20 protein-coding genes are annotated in these 21,046 nt (G+C 39.1%); 14 read left to right on the top strand and 6 right to left on the bottom strand.

The genetic code is table 11. The features are described 5' to 3' along the window. The first annotated feature begins 71 nt into the window (after positions 1 to 71). The 11 genes from kdpB to QF042_RS23430 all read left to right on the top strand — a co-directional run bounded on the left by kdpB (position 72) and on the right by QF042_RS23430 (position 13,783). Positions 72 to 2,099 carry a potassium-transporting ATPase subunit KdpB gene (kdpB, locus tag QF042_RS23480; protein ID WP_307532592.1) on the top strand — a complete coding sequence of 676 codons (2,028 nt, stop codon included), beginning with the start codon at positions 72 to 74 and terminating at the stop codon, positions 2,097 to 2,099. Between the two features lie 91 nt (positions 2,100 to 2,190). Continuing rightward, the gene (locus tag QF042_RS23475; protein WP_307532591.1) at positions 2,191 to 2,751 is read left to right on the top strand and encodes a K(+)-transporting ATPase subunit C; all 561 of its coding nucleotides are present in this window, start codon (positions 2,191 to 2,193) and stop codon (positions 2,749 to 2,751) included. Positions 2,752 to 2,908: 157 nt separating this feature from the next. Continuing rightward, a complete protein-coding gene (locus QF042_RS23470; protein WP_307532590.1) occupies positions 2,909 to 3,979 on the top strand; it encodes a porin in 1,071 nt (356 codons plus the stop codon). Positions 3,980 to 4,185: 206 nt separating this feature from the next. Continuing rightward, the gene (locus QF042_RS23465) at positions 4,186 to 5,316 is read left to right on the top strand and encodes a sensor protein KdpD (protein ID WP_307532589.1); all 1,131 of its coding nucleotides are present in this window, start codon (positions 4,186 to 4,188) and stop codon (positions 5,314 to 5,316) included. Positions 5,317 to 5,805: 489 nt separating this feature from the next. After that, the gene (locus QF042_RS23460) at positions 5,806 to 6,900 is read left to right on the top strand and encodes a hypothetical protein (protein WP_307532588.1); all 1,095 of its coding nucleotides are present in this window, start codon (positions 5,806 to 5,808) and stop codon (positions 6,898 to 6,900) included. A gap of 140 nt (positions 6,901 to 7,040) precedes the next feature. Further along, complete coding sequence (locus tag QF042_RS23455) at positions 7,041 to 7,643, top strand: RNA polymerase sigma-70 factor (RefSeq protein WP_307532587.1); 603 nt, start codon at positions 7,041 to 7,043, stop codon at positions 7,641 to 7,643. Positions 7,644 to 7,653: 10 nt separating this feature from the next. Beyond that, a complete protein-coding gene (locus tag QF042_RS23450) occupies positions 7,654 to 8,610 on the top strand; it encodes a FecR family protein (RefSeq protein WP_307532586.1) in 957 nt (318 codons plus the stop codon). Continuing rightward, positions 8,610 to 10,346 carry an STN and carboxypeptidase regulatory-like domain-containing protein gene (locus QF042_RS23445; RefSeq protein WP_307532585.1) on the top strand — a complete coding sequence of 579 codons (1,737 nt, stop codon included), beginning with the start codon at positions 8,610 to 8,612 and terminating at the stop codon, positions 10,344 to 10,346. The genes QF042_RS23450 and QF042_RS23445 overlap by 1 nt, the downstream gene beginning before the upstream one ends. 318 nt (positions 10,347 to 10,664) lie before the next feature. Continuing rightward, entirely contained in the window at positions 10,665 to 11,183 is a 519-nt protein-coding gene (locus QF042_RS23440; protein ID WP_307532584.1) for a DinB family protein, read from the top strand. A 152-nt stretch (positions 11,184 to 11,335) separates the two neighbouring features. Next, positions 11,336 to 11,926 carry a YdeI family protein gene (locus QF042_RS23435; RefSeq protein ID WP_307532583.1) on the top strand — a complete coding sequence of 197 codons (591 nt, stop codon included), beginning with the start codon at positions 11,336 to 11,338 and terminating at the stop codon, positions 11,924 to 11,926. 888 nt (positions 11,927 to 12,814) lie between these two features. Next, positions 12,815 to 13,783 (top strand): YafY family protein, encoded by a 969-nt coding sequence (locus tag QF042_RS23430; protein WP_307532582.1) that lies wholly within the window; start codon positions 12,815 to 12,817, stop codon positions 13,781 to 13,783. A 124-nt stretch (positions 13,784 to 13,907) separates the two neighbouring features. Here the strand turns inward: QF042_RS23430 and QF042_RS23425 are convergent, their stop codons facing one another. Then, complete coding sequence (locus tag QF042_RS23425) at positions 13,908 to 14,366, bottom strand: DinB family protein (RefSeq protein WP_307532581.1); 459 nt, start codon at positions 14,364 to 14,366, stop codon at positions 13,908 to 13,910. 173 nt (positions 14,367 to 14,539) lie between these two features. Further along, positions 14,540 to 14,932 (bottom strand): helix-turn-helix domain-containing protein, encoded by a 393-nt coding sequence (locus QF042_RS23420; protein WP_307532580.1) that lies wholly within the window; start codon positions 14,930 to 14,932, stop codon positions 14,540 to 14,542. 93 nt (positions 14,933 to 15,025) lie between these two features. Here QF042_RS23420 and QF042_RS23415 point away from each other — a divergent pair, with 93 nt between their 5' ends. Continuing rightward, positions 15,026 to 15,766, top strand: a complete 741-nt coding sequence (locus QF042_RS23415; RefSeq protein WP_307532579.1) for an SDR family NAD(P)-dependent oxidoreductase — start codon at positions 15,026 to 15,028, stop codon at positions 15,764 to 15,766. A gap of 366 nt (positions 15,767 to 16,132) precedes the next feature. Beyond that, the gene (locus QF042_RS23410) at positions 16,133 to 16,849 is read left to right on the top strand and encodes a DUF3667 domain-containing protein (RefSeq protein WP_307532578.1); all 717 of its coding nucleotides are present in this window, start codon (positions 16,133 to 16,135) and stop codon (positions 16,847 to 16,849) included. 41 nt (positions 16,850 to 16,890) lie between these two features. On the opposite strand, the gene QF042_RS23405 is transcribed toward QF042_RS23410, so the two are convergent. The 4 genes from QF042_RS23405 to QF042_RS23390 are packed head-to-tail and all read right to left on the bottom strand — an operon-like array spanning position 16,891 to position 19,978. After that, entirely contained in the window at positions 16,891 to 18,213 is a 1,323-nt protein-coding gene (locus QF042_RS23405) for a HAMP domain-containing sensor histidine kinase (RefSeq protein ID WP_307532577.1), read from the bottom strand. Position 18,214: 1 nt separating this feature from the next. Beyond that, positions 18,215 to 18,889: a response regulator transcription factor gene (locus tag QF042_RS23400; RefSeq protein WP_307532576.1), complete on the bottom strand. Its 675-nt coding sequence runs from the start codon at positions 18,887 to 18,889 to the stop codon at positions 18,215 to 18,217. 5 nt (positions 18,890 to 18,894) lie between these two features. Next, entirely contained in the window at positions 18,895 to 19,746 is an 852-nt protein-coding gene (locus tag QF042_RS23395) for a hypothetical protein (RefSeq protein ID WP_307532575.1), read from the bottom strand. Positions 19,747 to 19,750: 4 nt separating this feature from the next. Further along, positions 19,751 to 19,978: a hypothetical protein gene (locus QF042_RS23390; RefSeq protein ID WP_307532574.1), complete on the bottom strand. Its 228-nt coding sequence runs from the start codon at positions 19,976 to 19,978 to the stop codon at positions 19,751 to 19,753. Positions 19,979 to 20,232: 254 nt separating this feature from the next. Between QF042_RS23390 and QF042_RS23385 the strand changes: the two genes are divergently transcribed. Then, the gene (locus QF042_RS23385) at positions 20,233 to 21,030 is read left to right on the top strand and encodes a DUF4382 domain-containing protein (RefSeq protein ID WP_307532573.1); all 798 of its coding nucleotides are present in this window, start codon (positions 20,233 to 20,235) and stop codon (positions 21,028 to 21,030) included. The last annotated feature ends 16 nt before the right edge of the window (positions 21,031 to 21,046 follow it).

The raw sequence follows: 21,046 nt of genomic DNA, 5'->3' as shown, positions 1-21,046 counted from the left end.
AAGGTCCTTCGACAAGCTCAGGATGACAAACCACACCATAAATCTGTGAAATCACATAATAAATAAAAAAAATGAAACCCAATAATAAATTGTTCGAACCTGCCTTGGTGCAGACCGCACTAAAACAATCTTTCATCAAGCTTGATCCAAGGGTAATGGTTCGTAACCCGGTCATGTTTACTGTAGAAATAGGGACACTTGTAATGGCTTATGTTACCGTATATTCTTTCAGCCATAGCGGACAAGGATCACCTTTATACAATTTCTTCATCTTTTTAGTCTTATTGCTTACCGTGCTGTTTGCCAACTTCGCCGAGGCCATCGCAGAGGCAAGAGGTAAGGCACAGGCCGATAGTCTTCGTAAAACAAGAGAAGAAACACCAGCCAAAGTGCTATTGGCAAACGGAACCATCGAAATCCGTTCGTCCAACCAGTTGAAAAAAGGAGATGTTTTTGTTTGCGAAACAGGTGATACCATTCCAACTGACGGAGAGATTATCGAAGGTATTGCCACTATCGATGAATCGGCCATCACTGGAGAATCTGCCCCGGTAATTCGCGAGTCGGGAGGTGATAAATCTTCGGTAACCGGTGGTACAAAAGTTTTATCTGATGAAATTAAAGTTCAGGTGAGCACTGCCCCTGGGGAAAGTTTTTTAGATAAGATGATTGCTCTGGTTGAAGGTGCATCACGTCAGAAAACACCAAACGAAATTGCCTTAACCATTTTACTGGCCAGTTTTACCTTGGTATTTATCATTGTGTGTGTAACGTTGAAACCTTTTGCCGATTATGCTCATACACCGATTACCATTGCGGCATTAATCTCCCTTTTTGTATGTTTAATTCCAACCACCATCGGCGGACTTTTATCTGCCATCGGTATTGCCGGAATGGACAGAGCATTAAGAGCCAATGTAATTACCAAATCGGGTAAAGCCGTAGAAACTGCAGGCGACATTGATGTACTGCTTTTAGATAAAACCGGAACAATTACTATTGGTAACCGTAAAGCCACCAATTTTTATCCAACTGCAGGTATAAACATTAAAGTTTTTACCGATGCCTGCGTGCTGAGTTCACTGGCTGATGAAACCCCGGAAGGAAAATCGATCATTGAGTTAGCTGCTGAGCAAGGCATCAGATCTACTGGAACACCAGAAGGATCTACGTTCATCAAATTTACCGCCGAAACCCGTTCAAGTGGATTAGATACAGCCGAAGGGAGAAGGATTAGAAAAGGTGCTTTCGATTCGATCCGGAATATTGTTGAAAAAGCTGGAAATATTTTTCCTAATGATATCGAAAACCATGTAAAGGCTATCGCTACTAACGGAGGAACACCGCTAGTGGTATCTGAAAATGAGAAAGCACTAGGAGTAATCGAGTTACAGGATATTATTAAACCCGGAATCAGCGAACGTTTCGAACGTTTAAGGAAAATGGGTGTGAAAACGGTGATGGTTACAGGAGATAATCCGTTAACCGCTAAATATATTGCTGAGAAAGCTGGTGTTGACGATTTTATTGCAGAGGCCAAACCCGAGGATAAAATGAATTACATTAAAGATGAGCAGACCCTTGGCAAACTGGTAGCCATGATGGGTGATGGTACTAATGATGCACCTGCCCTGGCTCAGGCCGATGTTGGTGTAGCCATGAACAGTGGAACACAAGCGGCAAAAGAGGCCGGTAATATGGTCGATTTGGATAACGACCCTACTAAACTAATCGAGATCGTAGAAATTGGTAAACAACTGCTGATTACCCGTGGTACATTAACCACTTTCTCCATCGCGAATGATGTGGCCAAGTATTTCGCCATCGTTCCTGCATTGTTTATCGCTTCAATCCCTGCCTTGCAGAGTTTAAACATTATGGGACTACATTCACCAGAATCCGCCATCATGTCGGCTGTGATTTTTAACGCCATCATTATCCCTATCCTGATCCCGTTGGCATTAAAAGGTGTGGCTTATAAACCTATCGGCGCAACAGCTTTATTACGGAGAAACCTGTTTATATATGGTATAGGCGGGGTAGTTGCTCCATTTATAGGCATTAAAATTATCGATTTATTGGTCGGTTTATTTGTGTAAAAGAATCTGTCACGTTGAGCCCGTCGAAACGCAGCAACAAAAGTCCTTCGACAGGCTCAGGATGACAGCAAAGAAAAATAAAAATATCATCATGAAAAAGTATATCATTCAATCTATCCGCTTAACCTTAGTCCTATTGGTACTGTTATGCGTAGTATATCCAATCACTGTGGCCTTTATCGGCAAAATGTCTAAAGGAAACGGTGGAGGAGAAAAAGTCACTAAAAATGGTAAAACAGTGGGGTATGCCTTGCTGGGCCAATCTTTTACCAAACCAGAATATTTCTGGGGAAGACCATCGGCGGTTGCTTACAATGCAGCGGGTTCCGCAGGTTCTAACAAAGGCCCATCTAATCCTGATTATTTAAAAGAGGTACAGTCGCGTATTGATACTTTATTAAAATACAATCCGGGGATTAAAAAATCAGATATCCCTGCCGATATGGTTACCGCATCAGGAAGTGGACTTGACCCCAATATTTCTGAGCAAGGCGCCGCGATTCAGATTCAAAGGGTAGCAAAAGCCAGAAAGATAGATGAGAAAAAGGTGAAAGAACTTATTGCCATGAATACCCTCAAACCATTTATGGGTGTTTTTGGCCCTTCATCGGTAAATGTGCTGAAATTAAACCTTGCCCTTGATGAGCTTTAATTAGGGGTTTTAGGGAGAAATCGTCATCTCGACCGTAGTGGAGAGATCTAATTAAACCAGTTTAAAGATCTCTCCATTCCACTGCGTTACAGTCGAGATGACGAATAAGCTATACCATACCCAATAAAACAATCAGATAAAAATAAATAGAATACAGATGAAAAAATTACTATTACTTGCCGCTACACTTATTACAGGATTCTTTGCAAAAGCACAGGATGAACCAAAAATTAAAGTAAGCGGTTACCTTGAAGCCTATTATGGATACGATTTTAACAAACCAGCCGACCATAATCGTCCGGGTTTTATTTATTCTCATAACCGTGCAAACGAGGTGAACCTGAACCTTGGTTTTATTAAAGCGGCGTACGATAGTGGGAATATCCGTGCAAACTTAGCGGTAATGGCCGGAACTTATGCCAATGCAAACCTTGCGGCCGAGCCTGGTGTATTAAAAAATATCTTCGAGGCCAATGCTGGGGTAAAATTATCCAAATCGGAAAACCTTTGGGTGGATGCCGGAATCTTTTCTTCGCATATCGGTTTCGAAGGTGCGGTTTCAAAAGACTGTTGGGTACTCACCAGAAATATCTCATCGGAGAATACACCTTATTACGAGTCGGGTGCAAAAATTACTTATGGTACCCAAGATGGTAAATTTACCGCCACCGCACTTTACCTGAACGGATGGCAGCGCATTAGCCGCCAGAACGGAAATGATAAGCCTGCCGGCGGACTGCAACTCAGTTGGAAACCGACTGATAAAATCACGGTGAATTACAGCAACTATCTTGGAACTGAAGGTGTTGATTCGGTTAGGGTAAACAGATTTTATCATAATGTTTACGGTATCTTTCAGCTTACCGATAAATTTGGTGTGACCGTTGGATTTGATTATGGAACTCAACAGAAACAAAAAGGCAGTAAAGATAAAAACGAGGTAATCTCACCTGTAGCCATCGTTCAATACAAATTTGCGCCGAAATGGGCTGTTGCCGGAAGGTTCGAATATTATGAAGATAAAAACGGAATTTTTATTGCAACAGGAACTCCAAATGGCTTCAAAACAAAGGGCTATTCGTTAAACCTTGATTATGCGCCAATATCCAATGCGGTTATCCGCCTGGAAGGGAAAGCTTACGATAGCAAGGACCAAGTTTTTGCAAGAGATGCGGCAGCGGTAAATGCCAATGCAACGCTTACGGCCAGTATAGCAGTATCGTTTTAATAAGAGTCAGTTCGTCATTTCGAGCGGAGCACCGCGTAGTCGAGAAATCTATTATAGATCTCTCCATTGCACTGCGCTTCAGTCGAGATGACGACCATTTTAGAAATGAAATAACTTTTAAGACAGCTCTTTAATAAAAAACAATGCATCCTTACATAGAAATCTTGTTCAGCCTGTTTCTGGCTATATTGGGAACATAAAAGATCATGGAAGAAGAACAAAAAGAAGAATCAGTCAGGCACTTTTTAGATTTGGTTAAAAAATCCAGACGCGGAAAGCTCAAGATCTATATTGGCATGAGTGCTGGTGTGGGTAAAACTTACCGGATGCTCCAGGAATCGCATGCCTTGTTGCGAAATGGTGTAGACATTTGCATCGGCTATGTTGAAACCCATAAAAGAGCGGAAACAGAAGCACTTGTTGCAGGTCTTCCAATTATTCCTCGACGAAAAATCTTTTATCGGGGCAAAGAAATCGAGGAAATGGACCTCAAGGGGATCATGAACCGCCATCCAGAGATTGTTATTGTAGATGAACTTGCCCATACCAATGCCGAAGGCAGCAAAAACACTAAACGCTGGCAGGATGTTTTCGACTTGCTTGAGGCAGGGATTAGTGTCATCTCCGCCGTAAATATCCAGCACCTGGAAAGCATTAATGAGGAAATTGAGCAAATTACGGGTATAGTGGTTACGGAACGTATCCCTGATAAGATACTGGAGATTGCCGATGAAATCGTCAATATTGATCTTACCGCTGACGAATTGGTTACCCGCCTTAAAGAAGGCAAAATTTACGATCAATCAAAAATCGAAAAGGCACTGGCCAATTTTTTTCAATCTGATAAAATCCTTCAATTGCGCGAACTGGTGCTTAAAGAGGTGGTGCACCAGGTAGAGCGGAAAATCCAGACCGAAATTCCAAAATCCATTAAACTCCGGCCCGAACGTTTTTTAGCCTGTATTTCTTCTAATGCTGAAACCGCAGGGGTAGTGATCCGGAAAACAGCAAGACTGGCTTCCTATTACCGATCGCCATGGATTGTACTGTATGTGCAGCGTGATAGTGAAAGCATGGAACGCATTAAACTTGATAAACAACGCCATCTGATTAATCATTTTAAACTGGCTACCGAACTTGGGGCTGAAGTGATTAAAGTAAAAAGTAATGCCATAACCAAAACCATCATTGATATTGCAAATGAAAAAGAAATTACCACCATTTGTATAGGCAAACCCCATCTTAATATTTTTCAGGTCATCCTGCGTACTGCGGTTTTTAATGGCTTACTGAAGAATCTGGCGGTGAAAGATATCGATCTGGTTATTCTCTCTTAAAAAAGATGATCATTGTAATAGCCCTTCGACTACGCTATCAATGATAGATATTTTATTTGACTGATAATAAGCGTTTTGTATTTATTTACGAATCTTTCATCGACCCTCCATTGTATTTGAAAAATTCTAACCTCTATCAATGACAGAATCCAATAGAAGGATCGTCATTGCGAGGAGGAACGACGAAGCAATCTTTCCTGCTAGTGATCCTGCTATAAAGATTGCTTCGTCGGCTGAAAAAGCCTTCTCGCAATGACGATAATCTGAGGAGATTTACCCCTTAAAACCTCATGTTATTTATATTGATTTTTATGAAATAAATTGTTCCTCAGGATGACAATTCTATATGTATGATTACAGACTCTTTTATTTGGGTTTACGCTGGTATAATGTAATATCGGTGAAGGTATTGGCGAGCAAAGAAATATTTTTTTGCTGCACGTAGGGGTAAGTGTTGTATTTGTTGTCTCATTTTAAAATTAGACGGAAATGAATATAACTTCGACAAAAATTAAAAACAGCTTTACAGCAAACATCAATTTCAAAAAAGTACCTGGTGTTAAAGCATTAGGTTTAGCTATACTCTTAAGTGCAGGTTTAAATGGTTTTGCGCAGGAAAGCAAAAAAAATAAAGTAAACATTGGTTTGGTATACCCCGTAAGTACAAACGGAACCCATGCTGCGCTTGATACCAATGTATTTTCTTTAAATGCATTGGTTGGCGTTTCGGCAGCAGAAAAAGGACTCTCCTTCGCAGGCCTTTCCAATATCGTGCGTAAAAATGCAAGCGGTACACAGTTCGCAGGTTTTTCTAACCACATTGGGGGCAAAGCAAGTGGGGCACAGTTTGCTGGTTTCATTAATACTTATGGCGGTGGAAATGGAGCTGCTATCGCTGGCTTCGCCAATATCTCAAAAGAAAACAGTGGTGCCCAGGTAGCTGGTTTTATGAACTGGACTTCGAAAAATGTTTCTGCCGTGCAGGTTGGAGGTTTTATGAATAAAGCGGGCGATGTAAAAGGATCACAAATTGCTGGTTTTATTAATGTGGCAAAGAAAGTAAAGGGTGTTCAGCTTGCCGGTTTTATTAATGTGGCCGATAGCAGCGATTATCCGATCGGGATTATCAATATTGTTAAAAATGGGGAGAAAAGTATTGCTTTAACCACTAACCAGAATTTAACCACCATGGCCACATTCAGATCAGGCGGGAAAGTATTATACGGTATTATTGGTGCTGGCTATAACTTTAAAAATAAAGATGAAGTTTATGCTTTCGAAGCTGGTTTAGGGGCCCATTTTTTTCAATCAGAACACTTTAGGTTAAATGCAGAACTTACCGGGGGTTCATTACAAAACTTTAAACGGGGCAATTATTTCAAATCTACCTTTCAGTTATTGCCTTCACTTCGGATAGGCCAAAATTTAGAAATATTTGCGGGTCCGTCGTTCAATTTTGTATCAACCAATACCGAAGAAGGAAAAACCCTGCAGAAACACTATGTGAAAAGTTGGGATAGAAAAGACAATACCCTACATGCTTTGTTTTTAGGTTATACAGGTGGTTTGGCGATTAGTTTTTAAGATGAATGATTGAATTTTGAATGATTGAATTTGTGTACTCTCTAACATTCCATCATTCAATCCTTCAGTCATTCTCTCCTTCTCTCATTCAATTATTGTTCTCTCTCGTTCAAAATTCAATCATTAATAAACCTATATATTTGATTACAATTAAACCCGTGGAATTAACAGCTGTAGCTTCCGAAATTAACCATCACTATCATGATGATACCGCATTTGAACATTTGTTCAAAACGCATTATCATGCGCTGCACGCTTATGCTCAGGTAATTTTAAAAGATGAAGATGTTGCTGAAGAAATTGTACAGGGAATGTTCTTAAAGTTTTGGGAAAAAAGGGAAAGCCTTAAAATACAATCTATAAAAGCATATCTCTACAAATGTGTTTACAACGATAGCTTAAATTATATTAAACAGGAAAAAACCAAGAGTAAATACCAGGAATTTACGGTACACACCATGAACACAGAACATGAACCTGCCGCTGCAAAAGTAGAATTTACAGAGCTTCAGCAGCATTTAAGAGAAGCCCTGAATCATTTACCCGAGCAATGCCGCACCATTTTTCAAATGAGCAGGTTCGAAGAATTGAAATACCGCGAAATTGCCGATCATTTAGGTTTGTCAATCAAAACGGTAGAAAATCAAATGGGGAAGGCTTTACGGATTTTAAGACTAAAACTGGCTGATTTCCTCGTGTTTATTTTACTTGGGTTATGGTATTATAATGATTTTTTTAATTAGAAGAAAGCGCATGACTGATGAATTATTGATAAAGGTTCTTCTAAAAGAAAGTACTGAAGAAGAAAACGAAAAGGTCGAAAAGTGGCTAAAGGTTACCGAAGCCAATAAAAAACATTTCTCGCAGCTAGAAACCATCTGGCAGGTAAGCAATACCCTGAAAAACGAAAACAAAAGGGATGAAGAACAGGCATGGACAAGTTTTAAGGTGAGAAGAGCTGAAAAATTGCAGAGTGACAACGTCAAGCCGTTAAATGCTGGTAAAGTTTGGCTAAGGATAGCTGCGGTATTGTTTATTGCCGTAGGCGGATGGATTGCATACAGTTTATACGGCCCTGGAAAATATACTGAACTCACCGCTACTTACGAGGTACGTACCGAAACCTTACCTGATGGATCGGCACTTACCTTAAACAAGCATACTAAAATAAGCTATGCAGCAAACTTTAAAACCAACAGAAAACTGAAATTGGAACAAGGTGATGTGTTTTTTGATGTAGCCAAAGATAAAATCCATCCTTTTGTAATCGATATTGAAAAGATTAGTGTAGAAGTAGTGGGTACCTCGTTCAATATTAAGCACATAAAAAAGGATACCGAAATTAACGTAGAAACCGGAATTGTGAAGGTTCGCCAGGCCAATGATGAGATTAAGCTTTATAAGGGCGAAAAGCTACATATTGATGGCAATACCCGTAAACTGGTAAAAGAACAAAGCACCGATCAGCTTTACAACTATTATCGCAGCAATCTGTTTCAGGCGAATAACATTGCTTTATCCAAACTGGTGATTACCCTTAATGAAGCTTATGGAAGCAACATCACTTTGGATGAAAAGATTAAAGGCTTAACCATCAATACCACTTTAAAAATGGGATCGATTAACCAGAATCTTGAAATTATCTGCCAAACCTTAAATTTACAATTATCCCGTAACGGCAACACCATTTTGTTGTCTGATAAAAAATAATGAAGACAAAACTGATTATTTTATTGCTCTTTATTTCGGGCTACTGTATCGCACAGGTCACCACAGTTGATTATCGAAGAAATTTATCAAAAGGGGTAAGTTTAAATGTTAAGCAAGAACAGGTTAACCATGTTTTGCAGATGCTAAGCAAAGCCGGCGGTTTCTATTTTTCTTATAATGGTGTGTTATTCAAACAGGACAGTCTGGTTAACCTGAATGTGAAAAATGTTCCGGTACGTGAAGTTTTAGATCAGCTGTTTGATGGTAAGGTAGATTATAAAGAAAATGCCGAATACATTATTCTACGCTATGCCGTAAATCATTTAACAATAGAAGCAGAGCACATTGCTAACGGCGACAATGAATATGCAATAAGCGGTTATGTGGTTGATACCCGAACGGGGAATAAAGTTAAACAGGCCAGTGTTTATGAAAAAAAACTGCTCCAGGCTGCACTTACAGATGACAATGGCTATTTTACATTGCGTTTTAGAGGCGAGCACAGTGGCGTAATTTTAACGGCAAGTAAAGAAACCTATCGCGATACGACCCTGGTTTTCCTGGCTGATATCAATATAAAGCCTGAGAAATACGAAGATCCAGACAAAGAGAAAGGCGCATTTTTTACCAACACTTTTGGAGGGCGGGGCATATGGCGTTTTTTGCTCTCCTCAAAGCAACGCATCCAGAATCTGAATATTCCTGATTTTTTGGCAGAGACACCTTTTCAGGCATCGTTTACCCCTGGGTTAAGCTCTCACGGCAGCATGAGTTCTAGTGTAGTGAATAAAGCATCGTTAAATATCCTTGGTGGTTATACCGCCGGAACAAATGGTTTTGAAATAGCGGGTGTGTTTAATTTAACCAAAGGTGATATTAAAAAGATTCAGGTGGCGGGTCTGTTCAATGTAGTGGGTGGATCGGTAAAAGGTATTCAATTGTCAGGTGTGTACAACGATGTAAATATGAATGTAGATGGTGTACAGGTGGCCGGTTTGTTAAATAGGGTAGAAAGTAAGGTAAGGGGACTGCAATTGGCCGGGGTGGGCAATCTTGCAGGCAAAGATGTTAAAGGAGTGCAGGTAGCTGGACTGATTAATGTGAACAAAAATACCACAGGGGTTCAGCTGGCAGGTGTATTGAATAAAACCTCAGGCCGTTTAAGGGGTATGCAGCTTGCCGGATTAGTTAACCATGCTCAAAACATGAACGGTTTTCAACTTGGTGTGGTAAATCTGGCCGATTCATCATCGGGAATTAGTATTGGGTTAATCAATCTATCCAATAATGGCTACCGCAAAATAACAGTATATAGCAATGAAGTAATCAATACCAACATCGCTTTTAAAACCGGAAATGCCAAATTATATACCTTATTAATTGCAGGTAAAAATTTTTCAGATACTGCCCGGGCATTTACTTTTGGATTAGGTCTCGGCCATGATTTTATATTAAACAAACATTTTGCTATCTCCGTCGAAGGAACGATCCAATCCATATATCCCGGCAATTTTGAAGAAGCAAACAACCTCTATAGGTTACAGGCAAACCTGCAGTTTAATGCTTTGTCGAGACTTGCCTTTTTTGCCGGACCGGCCTATTCGTATTATGTGAAGGGAGAAGCTATTCCTGGTGAAAATTATAAAAAGGAAGTGGCGCCTGCCTGGCATCATAGCTTTAGAAACGGCACACAAGGTTGGCTAGGCTGGAACTTTGGGGTTATCGTTTCACTGTAAATTGCCTAATTTATAGGCCTCTAATTAGCCGCAATTAGGAAGTGGTTAATCAAATTTGTTTATATTAGATTACCAATTTTAATCTTATGTTATTATTCGCGGTTCCCTTATGTTTTATTGCCTTTTTTGGTTGGATCATTTACGCTGCCTTAGTTAAGAAAAACCTGAAACAACATATGCCTATGGTTTATTTTGGCGGGGTTTTTAGCATGATCTGGATTGTGATTATAACGATCGCATATATTTAATACATCAATCATTACCAAAATGAGGGTTATGGTTTCTTTAAATCGGATTTAAAGTTTTTAAAAAATATTAATGTCGCAGCAATTAGAAGTTTGGCAAAGAGGGTCACTGCCCGAAATTATTCCGATGTTACAACCTGTAGCACATGCATTATTACAGGCAAGAGAAGAGATTAATGAGTATATGGGTGGATTTCCAGTCGAACTGCTTTGGCTACGCCCTGCCGGGATGGCATCTACAGGTTTTCATCTTCAGCATTTAAGTGGGGTGCTCGATCGGGTATTTACTTATGCCAGGGCAGAAGGTCTTTCTGAATTTCAGTTTTCCCAGTTGGCAGAAGAGGGTAAAGATTCCGCAGAGGGCTATACCGTGGCAGATCTTGTTAACCGATTCAACAAGCAGGTAGATCTTGCATTAATGCAAATCAAAAATACAGATGAGTCAACATTGCCCGATTATAGGGGCGTAGGACGTGGAGGACTTCCTTCAACAGTTATTGGCTTACTCTTCCATGCCGCAGAGCACACCATGCGCCATGTAGGGCAATTGATGGTTACCGTAGCTGTAGTGAAGAATAATAAACAAGTTTAAATAATCTGGCAACCAATTATCGCCGTTAGTTTTATAAAAAATAAATCACCACTGCCATAGGGTTGTCACTAAGCCTACTAAATTTGCTTCATGGTTAAAAATTGATTTATGGATAATCTGTTCATGAAAATTATTTTATTGATTGCGAAATAGTGGAAAACAAAGTAAAAGATATAGAGACTTTTTGCCCAGGCAGCATCAAAGAATGGCGGAATTGGTTAGCAGCCTATCATGATCTTAAATTGTCGGTTTGGCTTGTTTATGGCAAGAAAGGTTCTGGTTTGCCCAGCATTACCTGGAGCGAAGCTGTAGATGAGGCCCTCTGTTTCGGCTGGATAGACAGTATAAAAAAGCCCATAGATGGGGAAAAGTTTATGCAGTTTTTCTGTAAACGGAAAGCCAATAGCGTTTGGTCGAAAATTAATAAAGAAAAGGTAAAGCGCCTGTTGGCACAAGAACTTATTGAAAAAGCAGGGTTAGAAGCCATTAAAAGGGCTAAGCAAAATGGATCATGGACAGCCTTAGATGCAGTAGAAACACTTAAAATACCTAAAGATTTAGCCTTAGAATTTAAAAACAGAAAAGAGGCAAAGATTTTTTTTCTTGGCCTAAGTAAATCGGTTAAGAAAGCCATCCTACAATGGATTATGCTGGCCAAAAAAAGCGAAACCCGGCAAAACAGAATTCTTGAACTCGTAAAATCTTCATCGGAAAACATATTGCCAAAGCAATTTCTCCGCTAAGGGATAATGTGATTAAGTTTAGGAGAATACAAAAACATTGTAATCCGGGGGTTTAATTTATTGTATAAAATCAATATTAATGACGTATATAATTGATCATTTTTTTACCCTACAGCACATGCTTTCCTCGGCTCACCGCCGCCGATGGGCTCTTTCTTTTTGGCGTCAAAAAGAAACAAAAAACACCGGCTGAAAATTTTTCTTTCGAAGTTAGTACGTTGGCTGGGTCGGTGGAGCCCGAAAAATTTGTTAGGCCGGATTTAAGTAGAACGGGGATACGGTGCTACGGCCTAGTTGGGCGGAAATACGAGTCGGAATAAACCGCTCATATTTAAATGATTACAAAATAACGTCAAATAGTAGGGTTAATTTATTGGATAAAAATCAATATAAATGATAAAGTGGATTTTAGTGGATCGATAGGCTGCGAGGGATCATTATTCCCCAGAAGTCAGTTTTTTAGCAAAAAACAAAGGAGTTGGGTGACAGGTAAGATAAATCGTCATCTCGACCGCAGTGGAGAGATCTTTTAACATAGTCCAAAGATCTCTCCACTCCCCATTTGCTTCGGTCGAGATGACGCCAATTTTAGAATCTGTCATTGGTAACTCGATTGGGAACCACGAAGTGCTCATCGCAGATAATCGTAATGCAAGCGCTTTAAGATTCCCGCCTTCGCGGAAATGACGACCTTTCTATAGGGATCTGTCAATGATAGCCAGCCTGCACTGAGCAAAGCCGAAGTGAAGGGCAAACGCTTTTTGTTTTTGGACTGGTAAAGCTCTTCGGGAGGCTCAGACTGACAACATGTATACTTAACTTAATGACATTCCACTAAGGGCAAACAAGCTAAATTAACTGTTAAAGTAAATACCAACATTTTTAAAAATGGATATTACCAAAAGATTTGACCGGATACTACAGATATTTTTTCTATTGCAATCTAAATCTGTAGTCACTACAATAGAATTACAAAAGCGGTTCGAAATCAGTTTAAGAACGATCTACAGGGATTTAAAAGCTTTGGAGATTGCCGGCATTCCGATCGTAAATGAATCAGGATCTGGCTATTCGATTATGGAAGGTTTTAGGCTGCAGCCATCGAGGTTTAGTCAGGAAGAAATTCTCAGCTTAATGGTTGCCGAAAAAGTGATGCAGAAACACGAAACCCAATTTGTCAAAAAACATTTTGAGGCAGCACTTATCAAAATAAAAAGCTCTTTTCAGGTGAATCAAAAAAGAGATTTCCTGCATCTAGAAGATGCCATACATCTTAAAAACGACTTTAAATCTAATGATTACCTGCCTAACATTATCGATGTTTTACTCAATAGTACTTTAAAGAAAAAAATAACCCGTATCGATTACCTCAAAAGTGGTGATGTTCATACGGTGGGCAGATCTGTAGAACCAATAGGCATATTCTACGAACACAGTCTTTGGTATGTTTTAGCCTATTGCCATTTAAGAAAAGATTACCGCAATTTTAGGTTAGACAGGATTAAAAAAGTTTTGGTACTCCAGGAAAACTTTACCATTACACACCCGCCAATTAATGAATTCCGCGATAAAGGCCTATCCGAAAATATGATTAAAATCGAAATCAGGGTGGACCGGAAGTATGCACATTATTTCTATTGGGAACGACAGATGTTCGGATTTACAGGAGAAGAAATTTCAGATGATTTTGTGGTCATGTATTTCGACTGTTCCCTTTCTGTGATTTCTTTTGTCCGCTGGTTTGTTAAATTTGTTGATGTGGCCGAAATTATAGAACCAGCCCATTTAAATAATGAGCTGGTTGAAATAATGGAATCTGGTTTGAAGAGAATACAGAACAAAGAGGTTGTATCATAAATATAGAATTGTCATCCTGAGCCTGTCGAAGGACTTATTTAAATACCTCATAAGGTGTTTCGACAGGCTCAACATGACAGCATCTGAGGTGAGATAGCCTTTATGATACAGTCTCTTGCTTTTTTTAATACCGGTCCCAAAAAAATGGAGGTTCAATACCTAAGGCCCTTAAATACACAAAGCCCTGACCGCGGTGGTGTATTTCGTTATCAATGAAATACAAAAGGTGGCTAATGATCGTAAACTCGTACTGCCCGAATAATTTAATTGTTTCGTGAAGCTGATCTTCAGAGATTTGGTTAAAGTACTCCACGATTTTTGGGGTATCCTCATCCCATTTGGTTAGGATCTCTTCCTTGGTATTCAGCGGAAGATCATGGCTAAAAGGCGCTGTTTCTCTGGTAACCATTTCTTTTAAACCGGGAACATTAATCGATAATAGCTCTTTAATTAATGCAGAAAAAGGCCTCATTTCACCGATCGAAAATTCGAACAAATCTTTTTCAGGAAATTTTTCAATGGTTTTTCTGGTTAGTTTTCTGTGGCCTAACCAATGCTGTAGTAATTCGCTTTTAGTAATCATAGTTGCTGACATCTTGTTATATTAATTTAATAGAACAAAGCTATGGCTGAACTATGACAGCGGTTTGTCAGTCGAAAAAGAGCATTATTATTTTTATTAAAATTTCCTTTTATTTTTTGAATCCGGAAAGCAGGACCAAGATCAAAGGCGGGCACAAGTTCATCAAGGTACCTTTATTGTGCTGGCACTACGGCAGCAGATAAATCTAGGGTATGGTTGATATGCTTCCGGTACATATTGCCCCAGTCAGACATCGCATCCAGCATTGGTTTCATGGTACGGCCTAAATCGGTTAGGCGGTATTCAACCCTTGGTGGTACCTCTGGAAAAACAACTCGGGTAATAATCTGGTCTTTCTCCAGTTCTCTTAACTGTGCCACTAACATCCGTTCTGATATACCAATAATGTCTTTTTTAAGTTCGCCATAGCGCATGGTGCCATAAGAAAGGCGACATAATATTGCAGGTTTCCACCTTCCACCTATTACCGCCAGCGATGAGGACATGCCACAACTGTCGATCATCATTTTTTCGTTCAAAGCATTGGTTGATGTTTCCTTTCTCATTTCTTACTTTTTTGTTAGTACCTAACAATTTGTTGCTTACCTGCAAATGTAAAGTATCTCTTTTACTTTAGCAGAAAATTTAAAAAAAGATACATGAAAAAATTAACAGATAAAATTGCGCTGGTAACAGGAGGAAGCCGGGGCATAGGTGCAGCTATTGTAAAAAGGTTGGCTGCAGAAGGTGCAAAAGTGGTGTTTACTTATGCCCATTCAGCCGAAAAAGCTTTGGACGTAGTGGCTGAGGTTGAAGCTGCTGGTGGAGTTGCAGTTGCATTAAAAGCAAGCAGTACAGTACCTGCTGAGGTAACCGGAGCAGTGGATAAAACCATTGCCGATTTTGGTCATATCGATGTGCTGGTCAGCAATGCAGGTATTTACATTGGCAAAGCTTTTGAAGAACACACCCTTGAAGATTATAATGAAATTATGGCTGTTAATGTACAGGCGGTTTTTGTAGCTGCTTTAGCCGCTGTAAAAGGCATGCCTGAGGGTGGCCGGATCATTACCATTGGCAGCAATATGGGCGATAACGCTGTTGGTCCTGAAACCACTTTGTATACCATGAGCAAATCAGCACTTCAGGGTTTTACCCGTGGTTTGGCACGCGATCTTGGCGCCCGAAAAATTACGGTAAACCTGATTCAACCCGGGCCAATCAATACCGATATGAATCCTGCTGATGCACCATTGGCTGATTTTCTGAGAACCCGCATGGCGTTGCCAGATTATGGAACAGTAGAAGATATTGCGGCATTTGTGAACTTTATTGCAAGTGAAGAAGCCAGATACATCACCGGTTCGTTTTTAACCATCGACGGTGGATTGAACGCTTAAGGCGATCTCCAATAAACTGAGTTTTGGTGGGGATGGCCTAATCATAAATTTTACACTAAAGTGTAGCCTTTGAAATATTTTTGTGCCCATTTTACAGTGAATATTTTTGTAACATGAAAAAAAATCCACAATTAAACTTAGTAGAATTGATCAGTGTAAATTGGCTTTAAAGATGCTATATTGTCCCTGATGATACTAGGTTTAGTTGTGGTATTTACAATATTTTTTTCTAAGCAAAAATTTATTTTATATATTCAGGCCATGTTGCTGTTTATGGCCTGGATACTCTTTAATTTTTAAAAATCGAAAGGTGAGGGAATCAAATAGGCAATACACCAAACTATAGTCATTTATGATACCCAAAACATGAACTGTTTAAATTGTAGCCAAACCGTTAATACTAACTTTTGTGGCCATTGCGGTCTGCCAATGCGTGTTAAAAGGGTAGATGCGCACTATATTCTGCACGAAATGCAACATATTCTACATTTCGAAAAAGGAATATTGTTTACCGTAAAAGAGCTGCTCATCAGGCCTGGCCAAAATATCCGAACATTCATTACCGAGAACAGGAGCCGATTGGTAAAGCCAATTATATTTATCATCATTAGCTCGTTAATTTATACAGTAATTAGTCATTTCTTCCATATCGAGGAAGGTTATGTTGAATTTAAAGAGGTAAAAAAAACAAGCATTGGTTTAATTTTCAATTGGGTGCAGGGACATTATGGTTATGCCAATATTTTAATGGGCGTTTGCATTTCCTTGTGGTTAAAACTATTTTTTAAAAAATACAGCTACAACTTTTTCGAAATATTAATCCTGCTGTGTTTTGTAATGGGGATTGGAATGTTGATCATTTCCGCTTTTGCCATTGTCGAAGGACTTAGTAAAATCAGTTTCATGAAGGTTTCGGGTATTACAGGGGTAGTCTACAGTACTTGGGCTATTGCACAGTTTTTCAACGGGAAAAAAGTGGTAAACTATTTGAAGGCAATTATTGCTTATAGCCTGGGGATGTTAACCTTTGGGCTTTTGTTAGTGCTTTTGGGCGTTTTAATCGATGTGTTGATAAAACATTAATTATTCAAATAGTAAGACATTGCCATTCCTTCCTGATCAAATTATTCGCGTTGCGTTGCTTCGAAAATAACTTTAAAAATTGTCCCTTCCCCCGGTCTTGAACTTACCTGGACCTTTAGGTTAAGATAATTGGCTATACTTTTAACAATGGCAAGGCCTAATCCATAACCTGTATTTTCGGCATGTCCGGTCTTTTTAAAACGATCAAATACATGCGGTAGATCTTCTGCTTTAATTCCCTGGCCACTATCGCTAACCTGAATAGAATAATAACCTTTTTCAATAAGATCAGAAATCTGGATATGCCCGTTTTCTTTGTTAAACTTAATGGCATTGTTAATTAAGTTATAAAAGAGCTGAAATAAAAGATCATGATTGATATGGCTTAAACGCTTGTTATGACTAAGGTTGATGTTGATCTGAATGTTTTTCTCTTCAAGCCTATGGCCAATTTCTTCTGCTATTTCATTAAAGAGGCTTTGCGGTTCTATTTCTTCCTGTTTGGAGAACTGCTCATTTTCTATTCTTGAAATCAGTAAAAGTGAACGCGATATTTTTTTTAACCGCTCCAGTGTTTTCATCATATCAACAATATGTTCCTGTACCGTTTCGGATGCCGATTCTTCAGTAAGCAGGTTTTCCATCTTGTTTTGTAATATACTAATAGGCGTCATAAACTCATGTGAGGCATTGGCTGTAAATTCCCGTTCTTTTTCAAAAGCCTCGTTGATCTGATCCATTAACGAAATGAGCGAATGATCGAGGTATTTAAAGTCTTGTGTACTGGTGTTAATATGGCCATGCTTCTTTTTGAAAGGAAACCGGCTATTGGTTAGCCTTAATTTGATGATGTGACCAAGTGGTTTAATTAACTGCCGGGTAAAAATCAAATCTATAATAATACTTAGCGCGATAAGAATGATGAGCACATATAAGGCAAAGCGCTGGAGCGCATCATTGTAAAGGTTGATACTGGCAGTAGTTTTGCCGATTTCTAAGAGATAGTTTTTTTTATTTTTTTGAAAGGTAAAACTCAGTACCCGATAAGCGATGGTATCTTGTTCTACAATACGTTTGGTATTGCGGATGGTATCTAATTTCAGCCTCCGCGCTACTGTTTCGAGTGCAATGTATTCATCTTTCAGCATGGTATAGCTCCCATAACTGTTATCGCCTTCGAAGTAATAATCTATTCCTTTTTTATTGATGTTTTGAAGTACTTTTTTCTGCTGGTTTCTAAGCGAAAAGTTGGTGTAGTTAAAAGCAATCTGCCCGATCAGAAAGGGGAGCAATAGAATAAACAGACCCACAATGGCGAGTTTAGATCCGGTAATAAATAAAATGAGTTTAGTAGATAGTTTCAAATTATTTTTTAATTCTATAACCAACGCCTCTAACGGTTTCTAACCATTCGGTAGGGGCGTAAACATTTAATTTTTTTCTGATATTTTTAATATGTGCATCAATGTAGTTCGAATCGTAATCATCATCTGCAAAGTTGCCCCAAATATGTTCGCTCAACTGCATCCGGGTAAGCACCCTGTTTTTGTGCAGTAAAAGGTAACTTAAAAGGTCAAATTCTTTGCGCGAAAGTTCAATCTGTTCCTCTTCAAAAAATACAAAGCGTTTTTGCAGATCGATACTAAAGTTTCCTAGGGGAATCAACTCTTCGGCAACTTTAAATTTTCGCCTGGCAATGGCCTGCATCCGCGACTGAAGTTCGGGTAAAAAAAAGGGTTTCGCTAAATAATCGTCTGCACCCATGTCTAAGCCCGCCACCCGGTCTTCTAATTTACCTCTGGCCGTAAGAATAATGTAAGCTGCATCCGGATTGCTTTTTTTTGCCTTGCCTAGCAGTTCAAAGCCGTCGCCATCCGGCAAACCTAAATCAATAAGCACATAATCATATTGGTTTAGCTCTAGTTTATTAAAACCCTGTTTAAAACTATGGGCCAGATCGCACAAGAAGAAAGCCTTTTTAAGAAACTTTTCCATTTCAAAGGCAAGTGTTTTTTCATCTTCTATGATCAGTACCTTCATGCCAATTAAAATTGATAGTAAACTGCTAAACCAAAGAAAGATTGCTGGTGTTTTACACCTTCTTCTTTTCTGTTGCCAAGTATAGAGAATTGATAACTGGCCTCTGCCAGGAAATTTCCATTACTCCAGTTTAAAGGTAACTTAAAATTGTACGACAGTAGTTTAAACTGATTCACTGTATTTTCGATTACTTCTGTCGTGTTTCCGTTAATGATTCCGGGTGCAGTATCACTTTTTCCCTTTCCGTTCCCATTCGAGTTCTGCCTTTTGTTTTTTTCGATGATATAGCTTTCGTAAAAATGGGTGGTACCTGCTGTAATCTCTACAGCTGGCGTAATTGAAATAAGATTCTTTTCGTTGAGCACCGTTCCAAGTTCGATTTCTTTTGAATTTCCAAAACTGATAAATCCATCGGTTTGCTTTCCGAAGGCCAAATCGAGGCTAAGATCTGTTTTAAACCAAGTCCATTGGTAGGCGGCCGATGCATTGATGTTATTGTTATTGGATGCCTGGAGCAAAGGAGAATTAGCAGGAAAAAAAGAATGGGTATAGGCTAATCCTGCAGTTAAGTTTTCGTTAAAATCATGATCGTAACCTATGCCTAAATCTGTTTCCGAAATGGTTGAACCGTAGTTTAAGAGTTTATAACCGCCGCCTGAAAAATACAAGCCGTTAGGGAATCGTAATGTGGCGTTAAAGAGTACATACGGATATTTTTCAGGCGTAACCTGTCCGTAATAGTTAATGTTACTATTGTACATGGCCGCAACGGTAAGGGTCGCTTTTGTCGAATCTTGCTGTGCCTTTACATTCGATACCATCAAAAACGAGAAGAAAATTAAGAGACGGATGCGCATATATTTACGGCCTTTTAATCTTTGGTTTAATAATCTTGATGGGTTTTACCTTTACATTAGGCTTTACTGCCATGGGTTTTAGCTGTTTTTTAGCTTTTGGCACTTCTTTAATTTGAAGCGGCTCGGGTTTTTGATTTTCAGGTTGTTTGTCTTTTTTTTCTTTATCCTGTTTTTTTATCACTTGTTCTTCTTGGAGATTGGATAGAGTTGAAGTGATAGAATCTTGTTGCATGGCTAAAACACCCGATAACGGGGCAATTGCCAGGCAAAAAATAACGGTGAATCGGATCATTTTATAAATATAAAAAAAGTTTACCCCCGAAGAGGTAAACCCTACCTAAAAACCACCATACATGGTGCGCTCACATTTCAAAAGTAGATAGGCAACATGAAATTAAGATGAAAAAAATAAAATTTAAATTTCATGTTGGTTTCATCTTCGGCCCTCAACTTTGAAGCGTAAAACTTTAAATAAAATCTACAATTATGAAAACAAATTTTATAAATACCATTTTTGCCGTCTTCGTCGTAATCGGGATGATTGCCTTTTATGGATGTAAAAAAAATGAATCAGGGCAGGGAACAACTAAAGTTCAGATTAAAATGACCGATGCCCCGGGTAACTTCGATAAGATTAACTTAAGTGTAAAAGAGATTGTACTGGTATCAGGCGATAAGCCTTATGTATTTGCAGCCAGTACCGGTATATTCGATATCCTTGATTTTAGAATTGGAACCAGCAACCCTGATATTTTGGTGGCTTCAGGCGAAATGCCATCTGGTGAAATTACCGAAATCAGACTGGTACTTAACGAAACCGGAAATACTATTGTGGTAAATGGTGTTCAGCAGGAACTTAAAACGCCTAGTGCACAAACATCTGGCTGGAAGGTGAAATTAACAGCTAATCCTGAACTGGTTGAAGGCGCTGCTTATACATTACTATTAGACTTTGATGCAGCGAAATCCATCGTAAGCACCGGAAACGGAAAATATTTATTAAAACCAGTAGTACGTGGAATTGCAGCAGCAACTACAGGATTAATTTCGGGAACTGTTTTGCCTTTGGCAAGTCATCCTGAAGTATTGGTTATTGCAGGTACAGATACTGTCGGTACTGTTGCCGATCCTTTAACGGGTAAATTTACTGTTGGTGGCCTGTCTTCTGGTACCTACTCGGTTAAATTTGTACCCCTTGTTGGTTATAGAGATAGTACCATTACTGCTGTTAAAGTAGCTTTAGGGCAAAATACACTGTTAGGAACGGTTACTTTAAAACCGTAAAAACGAATTATTCACA

It is taken from the genome of Pedobacter sp. W3I1 (assembly GCF_030816015.1).
In the GTDB taxonomy this organism is placed as follows: Bacteria; Bacteroidota; Bacteroidia; order Sphingobacteriales; family Sphingobacteriaceae; genus Pedobacter.
This window is presented reverse-complemented; position numbering and strand designations above follow the sequence as displayed.